9 protein-coding genes are annotated in these 12,594 nt (G+C 40.6%); 4 read left to right on the plus strand and 5 right to left on the minus strand.

The window, feature by feature from the left end; all coding sequences use genetic code 11:
• Nucleotides 1–80: 80 nt before the first annotated feature.
• Nucleotides 81–2,627, minus strand: a complete 2,547-nt coding sequence (locus tag NE535_RS03925) for a TonB-dependent receptor plug domain-containing protein (RefSeq protein WP_261297379.1) — start codon at nucleotides 2,625–2,627, stop codon at nucleotides 81–83.
• Between the two features lie 601 nt (nucleotides 2,628–3,228).
• Here NE535_RS03925 and NE535_RS03930 point away from each other — a divergent pair.
• Entirely contained in the window at nucleotides 3,229–4,827 is a 1,599-nt protein-coding gene (locus tag NE535_RS03930) for an AMP-binding protein (RefSeq protein ID WP_261297380.1), read from the plus strand.
• Between the two features lie 217 nt (nucleotides 4,828–5,044).
• Here the strand turns inward: NE535_RS03930 and NE535_RS03935 are convergent, their stop codons facing one another.
• Both NE535_RS03935 and NE535_RS03940 read right to left on the minus strand, forming a co-directional pair.
• Nucleotides 5,045–6,838 (minus strand): ABC transporter transmembrane domain-containing protein, encoded by a 1,794-nt coding sequence (locus NE535_RS03935; RefSeq protein WP_261297430.1) that lies wholly within the window; start codon nucleotides 6,836–6,838, stop codon nucleotides 5,045–5,047.
• Between the two features lie 146 nt (nucleotides 6,839–6,984).
• On the minus strand, nucleotides 6,985–7,392 hold the full coding sequence (locus NE535_RS03940; protein ID WP_261297381.1) for a hypothetical protein: 408 nt from the start codon (nucleotides 7,390–7,392) through the stop codon (nucleotides 6,985–6,987).
• A gap of 462 nt (nucleotides 7,393–7,854) precedes the next feature.
• On the opposite strand from NE535_RS03940, the gene NE535_RS03945 reads away from it, so the two are divergent.
• On the plus strand, nucleotides 7,855–8,988 hold the full coding sequence (locus tag NE535_RS03945) for a methyltransferase (protein WP_261297382.1): 1,134 nt from the start codon (nucleotides 7,855–7,857) through the stop codon (nucleotides 8,986–8,988).
• A gap of 34 nt (nucleotides 8,989–9,022) precedes the next feature.
• On the opposite strand, the gene NE535_RS03950 is transcribed toward NE535_RS03945, so the two are convergent.
• Both NE535_RS03950 and NE535_RS03955 read right to left on the minus strand, forming a co-directional pair.
• Entirely contained in the window at nucleotides 9,023–9,907 is an 885-nt protein-coding gene (locus tag NE535_RS03950) for a sterol desaturase family protein (protein WP_261297383.1), read from the minus strand.
• A gap of 37 nt (nucleotides 9,908–9,944) precedes the next feature.
• Nucleotides 9,945–10,970: a DUF2804 domain-containing protein gene (locus NE535_RS03955; RefSeq protein ID WP_261297384.1), complete on the minus strand. Its 1,026-nt coding sequence runs from the start codon at nucleotides 10,968–10,970 to the stop codon at nucleotides 9,945–9,947.
• Nucleotides 10,971–11,139: 169 nt separating this feature from the next.
• On the opposite strand from NE535_RS03955, the gene NE535_RS03960 reads away from it, so the two are divergent.
• Complete coding sequence (locus NE535_RS03960) at nucleotides 11,140–11,706, plus strand: YajG family lipoprotein (RefSeq protein ID WP_261297385.1); 567 nt, start codon at nucleotides 11,140–11,142, stop codon at nucleotides 11,704–11,706.
• A gap of 55 nt (nucleotides 11,707–11,761) precedes the next feature.
• Entirely contained in the window at nucleotides 11,762–12,361 is a 600-nt protein-coding gene (locus NE535_RS03965; RefSeq protein WP_261297386.1) for a peptidylprolyl isomerase, read from the plus strand.
• Nucleotides 12,362–12,594: the final 233 nt, after the last annotated feature.

Below are 12,594 nucleotides of genomic sequence, written 5' to 3' on the forward strand. Positions count from 1 at the left end.
AATTATTGATTAACACTTGTCATCAGCAGCAATAAAAAAGACTGCCTCAGCAGTCTTTTTATTCAAACATTGAACGATTTCTAGAAACGGTAGTTTACTTTACCGTAGTAGTAGCCACCATTGTAATCAAATGGACCACTTTCATAGTAAACAGCACCTAACTCACCTAATGTACCATCTTTTAGCTTCTGAGCTTCTTGGTCGAATATATTATTCGCACCAACCGAGAAGGTTAAACTATCCATAACTGTGTAGCTCACTTCAAGGTCAAAGGTCACTGCTGAGTCAGCCATTTCAGACCCCCAATCAGAAGTGTCATCAGCGTGGGTGGCATAATATTCACCGAAATAATTAGCACGTAAGTTCATGCTTAAATCATCCCAATTTTGACCCCATGTCAAAGTACCACGATGTGCAGGAATACCATCCTCTAAACGGCGTACTTTACCTGGGTCTGTCGTTTCTTCATTGAACTTATCAACGCTAGTATCAGTCCAGCCATATGCTAGGCTAAATTTAGTGTCACCTGCGAACAACTCAGTATCATAAGAACCTACAATATCCACACCTTGAGTTGTAGTATCAAAGTCATTGGTATAGTAAGTGACTGCAGAAATCAGTTCAGGGAACTCAACACCTGCAGCTCGTAGAGCATCGTAATCTTTAGCTTCTACTTCAATCTGACTTGATTGAGCAAGACGACCTGTTACTTCAATATTATAATAATCAACGGTTAAGAAGAAATCACCACTTTGATAAACAGCACCTAAAGCATAGTTAATTGACTCTTCAGGCTTTAACACTTCGCCACCATAAAATGCCGCTAGCGGATCGGTAGGTGGGGCAATAAATGTCTGAATTAAATCACCATTAACAATAGAGGTTTGGGTGTTAACGACGTTTTCTTGCCCAACAGTTGGCGCACGGAAACCGGTACTGTGTGACGCACGAAACGCTAAATCATCGGTAGCTGAGAACTGCGCGGTGATTTTATAGTTCAGTGTATCGCCAAAGGTTGAGAAGTCTTCATAACGAAGTGCTGCACCAAGCAACCATCTCTCACCTAAATAAGCTTCAACATCAGTATAAACAGCAATATTGTTACGATCATTTTTTCCAGCAGACTCAGGACCAAAACCTTTAAAGCCGTGTGAGCCAATGTTGAAACCTTGATCTGCATATGGACCAGCTATCCAAGAAGCTTCTTCACCTTGGGTGATTTCGAAAGATTCTTCGCGGTATTCAAAACCTGACGCAAAGTTAAGACCATTCATTACATCAAACAAGCGAGAAAAGTCTAAGTTAACAGTTGTTTCAACTTGCTCGTAGGCACCCGTTTCAAAATCTGTAGGCGTATCTAGACCCATAGAAGGGTTTAAAGAGTTACGTAAACTGAAGGTTGCTTTGTTCGAGCCAGTACCCGCACTGGCATCATAATCCCATTCTGCAATTTCACCTTTAACGCCGGCGAAGAAAGACATATCGTCAATCGTACCCGCAAATTGAGGAGTATACCCGCCAGGGCGAATTTGGTTCATAGAGAAACAGTTAGGATCTGCTACCATCGCTTTATAGGCATCGGTATCTAACACATTCGGTACATTAGCTGGAACTACAGCACAAGTAGATTGGTCGCCATTAACTGCACCGACAAGCAATGTTTCACCGCCATCAACAGAGTATACGTTGCCACGGTTATGTGGGTTTCGGTAATAGAAACCACCAATTGCTTCGCGCGATGACACGTTACCAAATGCATATATGCTGTGTTTATCGTTAATATCGAATCCAGCGTTAATGAAGACAGTGTAATCGTCTTTTAACTCTGGGTTACCCCAAATTTGCGCCGGATTTTGAATGAACTCATTACCACCAGCAGCAATAGCCGCGGCATCTGGACGTTGTACGCTGCGACTTGTCGAATCTGCGGTTTTATATTGAGCACTTAAATTAATAAAGCCGTCATCCGTTAATGGTAAACCGATATTGCCATCAATCGTTGTAGCTGCGCCGTCGCCTTCATAATACTCGCCTTGGCTTACTGAAATTGAGCCACCTTCAGCACTGTCTTTTAAAACAAAGTTCATTACACCTGCAATAGCATCTGAGCCATATTGCGCAGCAGCCCCATCACGTAATACTTCAACTTGCTTTAACGCTGCACTTGGGATTACTGAAATATCGGGGCCCTGTGCACCATCGTTTACACCACCACCTTGGAAAGCAATAACCGATGCACGATGACGGCGCTTACCGTTAACCAGTAATAGAGTACTGTCCGAAGGCAAGCCACGTAAGTTAACTGGACGCACTAATGTTGCGGCATCACTAATAGGTTGTGCACGGGAGTTAAAAGAAGGCACTGATGTCACCAACATGTCAATCATGTCAGTCGAACCATTTTTCTTTAAATCATCACTGCTAATAATATCAATCGGTACCGGTGACTCGCCCACTGAACGGGGGGCTGAGCGAGAACCAATTACCGCAATTTTTTCTACTTTCTCACTCACGGCCTCTTCTTCAGCGGCAAAGGCTTGTGAGCTTAACAAAGTACCAGATAGCGCTATCGAAACGGCTAAGCTTAATGAGCTTTTACCGAATTTACTTTTATGATTAATTGTCATTATATGTTCTCAGTCATTATTATTTTGTTTAATGCTTGATGACTATTTCCAAACACATCCTGTGTGAGAAATCGTCTCTCCCAAAGATAAAATCATCATTACAGCTACATTTTTATAACAATATTTACACAAATGCTAATACTTATTGGTGATTTATAGACAGAATTAATAATTAACAAAGAACAAAACACAACCAAATAGCAATTAATCACACAAAAATCAACAACCTAACAGAATAAAAAATAATTCAACTATTTTGAGTTAATTTCAACAGCAAACGTGCGTATTAAAATATTTACACATAAGTGTTACCTTATATTTATTTAAATATGCTCAATAAATCAACTATATAGTTGTATTAGTACAGGATGCTTTACTGGTCATTTGGCGATGACTTAGCCTAAATTCAAAGCGGAACCAAACGTCAATGAAACTCCATCTTAAATAGAGTAAATACTCTTAAATACAATGGCATACTTATCTCAAGACAATCACACAAAACAGCAGTTTTCCATTGACCTGAAACCTAAAAACACACTAATCTAAACACTCGTTTGATTTCTTAACACCCAAGATAATTACAATATAAAAGGTGATCTTTATGGCTTACGATGCAGATTCAACACTTGACCTAAACAATTATTCCTCAATTGTTGATTTAATAGAAAAAAGTTGTGCCAAATACGGCAATAAGACTGCTTATGCTTGCCTGGGCAAAGACACCACATTTAATGAAATAGAAACACTGTCACGAGATTTTGCCGCTTATCTTCAAAACTGCACTGATCTTAAACCGGGTGATCGTGTCGCGATCCAGTTACCTAACATCACTCAATTTGTTATTGCGGCTTATGGCGTTATTCGTGCAGGTTTAGTGATCGTCAATACGAACCCCCTCTATACCGAGCGCGAGTTAATCCATCAATTTAATGATTCGGGAGCAAAGGCATTAGTCGTGCTATCAGATCTATTACCATCATTAGCCAAAGTGGTTAAATCTACGCCGATTGAACATGTTATTTCTACCCATGCTTTAGACCTAATTTCACCACAAGTGCAACCTAAGACGGCGATGAACAATGTAGAGTTCAATACTGTGCTGAAGTTAGGTAAACAACACACCTTTGTACCTGTAAAACCAAACCATGAAGACTTAATTGCACTGCAATACACGGGGGGCACGACCGGGTTATCCAAAGGCGCTATGCTAACGCACCGTAATTTGTTGGCGAACTCAGGCCAGGTGAAATCAAGAATTGCAAGTACAATGACAGAGGGACAGGATATCTTTGTCGCGCCATTACCGATTTATCATATTTATGCTTTTATGGTGAATCTTGTATTGTATTTTGAATCTGGTGGTTGCTCGGTATTAATCCCTAATCCACGTGATGTTGGCGGTTTAATCAAAACGATGAAGTCTTATCCATTTACTGGATTTGCGGGGCTAAATACGCTCTTCATAGGTTTGTGTCACCAACCAGAATTTAAAGCACTCGATTTTAGCAAAATGACGATTACAATCTCAGGCGGCACCGCATTGACAAGTGCGGCGGCCAATTTATGGCAACAAACCACGGGTTGTATGATTTCTGAAGGTTATGGCTTATCTGAAACCTCACCGGTAGTGAGTTTAAATGCTCCGGGCCACCAGCGTCTTGGCACCATTGGCAAACCCGTGTTAGACACTAAAGTTAAAATCTTAGATATGGATGATAACGAAGTCGCTACGGGCACAGCGGGAGAACTGGCCGTCAGTGGTCCTCAAGTCATGTCTGGTTATTGGAATAAACCTGAAGAAACAGCCAAGGTTATGACGAAAGATGGTTATTTCAAAACTGGCGATATTGCGATAGCCTCTGAAGATGGTTACCACTCGATTGTCGATCGTAAAAAAGACATGATCATTGTTTCTGGTTTTAACGTTTATCCCAATGAAGTGGAAGATGTGCTTTCAGGGCATGAACTGATTATGGAATGTGCTGTGGTAGGTGTTGCTGATGATCATTCTGGAGAAGCGGTAAAAGCCGTAATTGTACTTAAAGATCCAGACCAAGATCAGGATGCAGCAAAGTCAGCCATTAACGCTTATTGCCGTACCCAGCTTACCGCTTATAAAGTACCGAGAATTATTGAGTTCACGCAGCAGTTACCTAAAAGCACCGTTGGAAAAATCCTTCGAAGAGAGCTAAGAAAATAGCCACTCGGTTTTTCTGGTTTCGGGATAGTCACACTTCAGTAATAGGCTGATGAAACGCCAAGCCCGTCACTCAAACCCATAAAAAAGATGCTTAGGCATCTTTTTTTATGGGTCAGTTACCTAGGGCAGGTTGATCTTTGCGGGTGGAGTGTTGTTCGAGATAAAAACGAATTAAGCACTCTATTGGTTTACAAAAAGTTCACTCAACAAAGCGTAATTAGGTTTCAGGCTGCTCTGACAATAATTGTAAATTAGCAAACTCGCGATAAAGCTCACTCGATTGCAAAAGTTGATTGTGGGTCCCCGCTGCAACTAACTGACCTTTGTCTAACACTAAAATACGATCAACGTTAATCACAGTGGCTAACCTGTGAGCAATAATCAATGTAGTACGCCCCTGCATTAATGTCTCTAGCGCTTGCTTTACCTTAACTTCACTCACCGCATCAAGTGCACTTGTGGCTTCATCTAACAATAAAACCGGCCTATCCGCCAAAATAGCTCTGGCAATCGCAATTCGTTGCTTTTGCCCTCCAGATAAACGCACTCCTCGCTCACCTAAATAGGTTTCGTAGCCCTGTGGGAAATCAACAATAAACTCATCAGCTTTTGCCGCAATACAGGCCTGCTTGACTTCCTCGGCTGTCGCATCAATTCGTCCATAACTGACATTTTCAAACACACTCGCAGCGAAAATTACCGACTCTTGAGGAACTAAAGCATATTGCTGACGCAATTGTGATAAAGACAAATTGGCAATATCAATCCCATCTAATGATATTAACCCCGACTTAGGTTGATAAAAGCGTAATAGCAACTCAAATAAGGTGCTTTTCCCTGCACCACTAGGGCCGACTAAAGCCACTCGTTCACCGGCTTTAATCTCCACATTTAAATGATTTATCACTGCATTACTGGGCTCTGATGGGTAAGCGAACACTAACTCAGATAGAGATAATGCACCATGTGTTTTACCCATTAACTGCTGCGGTTGTGCCAACTCAATAATATCTTTAGGTACCTGACTTAATTCAATTAAACGCTCGGTGGCGCCTGATGCCCGTTGAATTTCACTGAACACTTCACTAATTGTTGCCACAGCGCCTGCCACCATTACGGCATAAAACATAAAAGCAGAAAGCTCACCTGCAGAGATGTTTCCTAACATGACATCTTGCGCGCCAACCCATGTTACAAAAGCAATCGCCGAAATGCTTAACAGCATCACTGTTGAAATTAGCAATGCACGATACTTTATTCGCCCTTTAGCCACACTCATGACTGCCTCGACCCGAGTAGCAAAAGCCACGTTATCTTCAGCTTCATGGGTATAGGCTTGTACTGTATGTATTTCATGAAGCGTTTCATCAATATAAGCACCAAGATCACCAACCTTATCTTGGCTTTCTCGTGAAAAACGCCTCACCTTATTACCAAAAAAAGCCACAGGCCCTAATACTAGCGGCACCGCCAACAATACTAATCCGGTCAGTTTTACCGAGGTAAACCCCATCATGATAATACCGCCCAACACGGTAACAGACGAACGTAATGCCATTGATAAACTTGAGCCAACAACACTTTGAAGCAAGGTACTGTCTGCAGTAAAACGAGAAATAACCTCACCCGTACGTTGGGATGCAAAAAATGACGGTGATAACGTAAGCAAGTGTGAATAGACTTTTAATCGAATATCGGCGCTAACCCGTTCGCCCAACCAAGTCATCAAATAAAATCGACAAAATACTGCCGATGCACTGACGATAGTGATAGCAACAATGAGTAAAATAATTTCATTTAAGCGGGCGGCATTATCGGCAATAAATCCCTCATCAACCATCAACTTTACCCCTTGTCCCAGCGACAACCAGGCAAGCGACCCTATAAACAAAAACACAACAGCTGCGAAGACCTTCACTTTATAAGGACGCAGGAAACTCATAATCCAAGGGAGAACGCGATAGGATGAAGTGTGCGACGAAGCGTCAACCGACTGTGCCTTCGTGGTGATAAGAGTCAATTTAATAATCCGCTAAAAACTAAGTTAACCAGATAGTAACAACAAAACACCTTATTGTGGATGTATTATCAATAGCCCTCATTGAGTAAAGCTATGCAACCGCTGCTTATTGAATTAACGACCAAATAATGTGTTTGTTAACCTGGCAAGTTCTTATCGATTGCTTTTAACGAGCGTAAAAATATCCCTAAACCGCCCACACTCAAGACTAAAATAACGATCAAGTCGAATGCACTCATATGAGTAAAACGAAAATTAATTGAGCTTATAACGCCAAAAACAAGCCCAACTAAAGACCCAAAAGTGAGAATCCAGCCAAAAATATTTTTCGCATTATAAAACATCAACCCAACACCAAACATAAACGGGATCATAATCATCCCACTTGTTAGGTTCATGCCGCCAACACTATAAAGGCTATGACTAAAACCAAATGAGCTAGTGACCTTAATCGCTTTTAACAGCATATAAAAACCACCACACATCATAACCAAACCAATAAAAAATGACCCAATTCCACCGGATGTTCCACCTGCACCTTTCATATCAATCCTTTGTTTAATCTGTATTAATTTATTTATCTTACGCACAATTTACATAGACTAGCAAATAGTCATATCTGTATCCGCTGATTATCAGTTTTTCATCTAAGCCTATTTTATTAATGGCTAACCTCAGTAAGCACACGCCCTATTGCAAGGCTTGGTTGCATGAGGTTTGCCTTATTTAAAATTCTCGACGCAATATTAGAAAAGTAACCTCACTATCCATTCGCTGCCAAGATTATCGTAATCAGCTTAAGATATTTTGGCGTAAACAATAAAGTAGGCTCGTAGCTTGAATAAAATGAGCGCTAGCATTTAACCACGAAGATACGCTTAACTAACTAGGTTAACTTGAAACTTAACTGTCAGCATATCACTTTAAGATGGCATTAATTGATTTCAATCTTACGCTTGAACTGAGATAATTAGCGGCTTTAATGCTATAAACTTCTGGGTAAATTTATGACTGCTAGCCAATTCTCCTGCCAAGGTATCGTACTTTCACTATTTCGTTACCCTAAACAGCAAGAATCTAATCTGCAGGCATGGGATGCTGGCGACGAGCACCTTGTGAAACATCTGCTTGAGCTGCAGCTAGAACCTGTCAATACTGCGATTATTAATGACAGCTTCGGTGCCCTTCAGTGTGCATTAACTGCAATCAATCCAAATTGGCCGTTAATGGTTGAAACAGACGCAAAAACCAGTTTGTTAGGTGCGCAACAAAACTTACTCGCTAACCAACTCAGTAATGCCCATATCAACAACTTTAATAGCCGAGAATTACTGCCGAGCAATATTCAACTGGTGTTAATGAAGTTACCTAAAAACTTAAGTTACTTCGCCCATCAATTACAGCGCCTGTCACATGTATTGCCAAAGGGCGTACAAGTGTTAATTAGCGCTAAAGCCAAATCAATTAACAAAACAATTATTGAGTTGATTACCAAAAATTTAGGGCCGGCGTCAGCAAGTTTAACCTGGAAGAAAACGCGTATTATTACCTGTATTAGTGATGGGTTTGAGCGTGAATTACCTAAAAAGATAAGCTGGAATGTAGAAGAGTTAAACTTAACGATTGATAACCTTACTAACGTGTTTGCGGCTAACAAGCTCGATATTGGGGCGCGATTTATGTTAGATAATATGCCAAAAGGTGAATACCGTAATATCGTTGATTTAGGCTGTGGTAATGGCATTTTGGGTTTACGTGCTGCGCAGTTACACCCTAATGCAACTATCCACTTTGTTGATGACTCAGAAATGGCGGTAGAATCAAGTCGGATTAACTATCATGCAAATCAACTTCAAGCAAAAGCTGAGTTTCACTGGGATGATTGCTTAACCAATCTTGGTGATGAGACTCCCGACCTAGTGTTGTGCAATCCTCCTTTCCATCAAGGTGAAGCCATAACAGATCATATTGCCTGGCAGATGTTCTTAGATGCATATCGCAAACTGTCAACAGGCGGCGTGTTACACATAGTAGGTAATCGCCATTTAGCCTATCACGTTAAAATAAAACGTATTTTTAAAAATTGCACCACTATAGCATCAAACGGTAAGTTCGTTATTTTGCAGGCGATTAAACAATAAGCGACCGAGTAATTCACTCTTTCGCCTGTAAACGCTATACCTGTTGCTCTCTATCAGCAGGTTCATTTTCAAGTGAGCGAGCAGTTTGCGGCGGTGAAAACAACAGCTTAACTTTCTGCCTTCCACTTAATTTAGGATCTTTAAGGTCAGTCAGTAAATCTCGCCATTCTGCGAATGTTACTGTGATAGGGTTCAGGCTATTAACAGGCTTAGTGATGCCATATTCAACCGTGGCAACTTCTGGCTCAAATGTGCCAAATATCTTATCCCAAATGATTAACACACCAGCGTAATTTTTATCAATATACTGCGGATTACGCCCATGGTGCACCCTATGATGAGACGGGGTATTAAAAATGTACTCAATAACACCTAATGACTTAACGGCTTGAGTATGCACAAAAAATTGCAAACCTAAATTAAGCAATACCGCAAACACAACCCAGTTAGGGTCGAAGCCTATAATGACAAGTGGCAACCAAAACAGCCACATACCCGCTAATGGATACATTAGGCTTTGTCTAAACGCAGTGCTGAAATTCATGGTTTCTGAGCTGTGATGCACAACATGTGCTGCCCACATCCAGCGAATGCGATGACTTGCACGGTGAAACCAGTAATAACAAAAATCTTGTGCTATTAGCAAAACGATAAAACTCACCAATGTCATTTGTATATCAAACAAGCGCCAATCAAACAGCCACAAATACAGCTTGGCAATCAATAATCCGCTAAGCAGGTCGGCAAGTTGATGCATTGCCGCAAGTGCAAAGTTACACATTACTTCAACGCCATGGTATTGCGCGCTGGCAGGTAAACGATTTCGAACAAGCCATTCAAGCAAAATACACACAAAAAATAGCGGAGCAAGCACTAACAACAGCACTTCAGGGTGAGATATCAGCCAATCAAAATTCATTTAGTGTTCCGTTCATTATCCGTAAAGTAAAACTTCATTACCATTTTGCAAAATGGTCTTCCGCTAATCCGAGTTGATTATGCAATTGATATCTTTTACCGTTATTATCAGTCAACACACCGCTGTAATACCCGATATATTGGCGGAAGTTATTTTTTATAAATCCGAGGTTTAGTTTTTCTTTACGGCAATTAAGTGATCTAAAGGTTAAATCAACTTGGCCATCATTTGTGGTTATTTGCCAAAAATCATCACTAATATGACGATTAAACATAAAGTTAGCAGCACCTAAAAAATGCCGTTGACCATTCACCCACATCACATTTTCAGTATTTCCAGTTTCATTTACACCTGCCGCTAAGTTTAATCCTATAGTACCTTGCGGCGTCATAGCGTTTATCGAAGCCCACCGCCAGGCCGTTTTCGCCCGCATGTAACCTGCTGAAAAATCATAACTTGCCAAAGCATGTTGTAATGGTTGTGGCTCACTAAAAATGGTCAGCTCACCAGCAACTGTTAGTGCATTGTGTTTTTGGGTATAGGTCCAGCCGTTATAACCCGTTGGAGTTGATAAGCTCAGCGGTAAACTCAATGGCGGAGCAGACAAGGTCAGTTTGGCTTGAATATTAGTTAGCATAATATTGACGTGCCAATGACCCTCTTTAATTTCAAACTGGAAATGATGCAGCTTACTGCCAACCCTAGCTATCCCATTTTGAGGCGATGCACTTAACCGGCAACCTAAGCCAAATGGTCTTAACCACTCAGACTGCACTAAACGATTCGATTTAATGTCATAAAGATAACAAAAGCTCGACGCAGCATAACGAATATCCGCGATTGCCAAGCCTAAAATATACCGTTGAGTAACAATACTCACAAATTGAAACTGTTTAAAATCAAAATGCTTTGCCATTACCGATGCAGGTTTGTCCATTTCGTTATGGTACTTAAACGCCTTTACATTGAGGTTTTCAACGCTGCCATCAAATAAACCAAAAGTAGGTTGGCCATCAGGGCCGATTAAATTTACCGGAGCCAGTTGCGGTTGCACAAGCTGCATAATACATCCATACCATTAACATCATTATTGCTGTTAACTTGACCTGATCAATGCCGATTGTCAATCAACATAAAGCCAACCTAAGACAATTCCAGCCCTGTTAAAAAGAAAGATTTCTGGTATCCTTTAGGCATCTGTATTTGTTAACACAATGATTTTTAAACTCACCATGAAAAAAATAATTCCAACTGTATTGAGCATTCTGTTATTAAGCGCTTGTGCTAGCAACGAGCCCACTCACATTGCATTAAATCCCACTCTGGGCGCAGTAAGTTTGCATACCAACAATGACACGGCTATCAGTTTTGAAATGGTTGATACTCGCTCAAAAAACTTTATTGTTCAATTTGATCAAGCGCCAAAGCCACCTAGATTAGTCAGTGCCAGTGAACCTGTTCGAGTGCAACTTGATGCTTTGTTTCGTGCTGGCATGCGAAAAGCGGGTTATGTGATTGATCCCGCGGCAAGTAAGCAAGTGCAATTCCAGCTGGAATATTTACTGACAGATGTAACAGATAACACTATGAATTACGAAGCTAAAACGCGTCTGGTTATTAATGTGAAGGCGACTAATTCACGCCAAGAATTTACCAAAAGCTTTAGTGGAAATGGCTATCTCAAAGGTGCATTTAGTCCTGACTTCGCCACAATCGAATTAGACATTAACAAATTAATCGATAAATTAACTACAGAAATTCTAAATGATGATGAACTGCATCAGTTCTTAAATAATTAACGGATAAACATTCAATAGATAAACGCTGACATCAAATATAAGAAAAGGAATACCCATGTTTGCTAGATTAAATGCCATTATCGCAGTTGTCGCAATTGTGCTTATCAGCTTGAGTCATGCTCAAGCCGCCGTTGATATTCAACCCGATACGCTTTATCCCAAAGTAGCATTTGACACCTCTATGGGTAAAATTGTTGTTGAACTAGACCGTACTAGAGCTCCCAGAACAGTGGATAACTTTCTGACTTATGTGGTAAAAGGTGAGTATAACAACACTATTTTTCACCGAGTGATTGCTGAGTTTGTTGTACAAGGTGGTGGATTAACGCCTGCATTAGCAGAGCTTCCTTCCACTGATGCTGTTGTTAATGAGTCTGGAAATGGTTTATCTAATGGATTAGGCACAATTGCGATGGCACGCGATAACGACCCGCACTCAGCCACTCGTCAATTTTATTTCAATGTTGGTGACAACAAAAAACTGGATCCGTCAAAACGTCGTTGGGGATATACGGTATTTGGTGAGGTAGTTGAAGGTATGGACGTACTAGAGGCCATATCTTTAGTTCCAACGGAGCATAATAAAACCTTAAACTGGCCTGATGTTCCTGTTAATCAGGTTATTTTAAATAAAGCGACCTTGTTAGCACGTTAAATCATTAGCTCGATAGTCATTATTTCACTAAAATTGATCCGCTTTATGTCACTCGATAGCGCATTCCTATTCCGAAAAATGCGCTATCGACAAAAACCTTACTTTCTTTATTGTTATTTTTATTGCTATCACCGCTTTAAATCTTTTTTCCATCTGTAACCTATTAAATTAATTCGTTAATCTACCTAGTTTTAACAAAGATTAATTTTTCAGTCCTTGCCTATCGATTTACA

The organism is Shewanella holmiensis (assembly GCF_025370255.1).
Lineage (GTDB): Bacteria > Pseudomonadota > Gammaproteobacteria > Enterobacterales > Shewanellaceae > Shewanella > Shewanella holmiensis.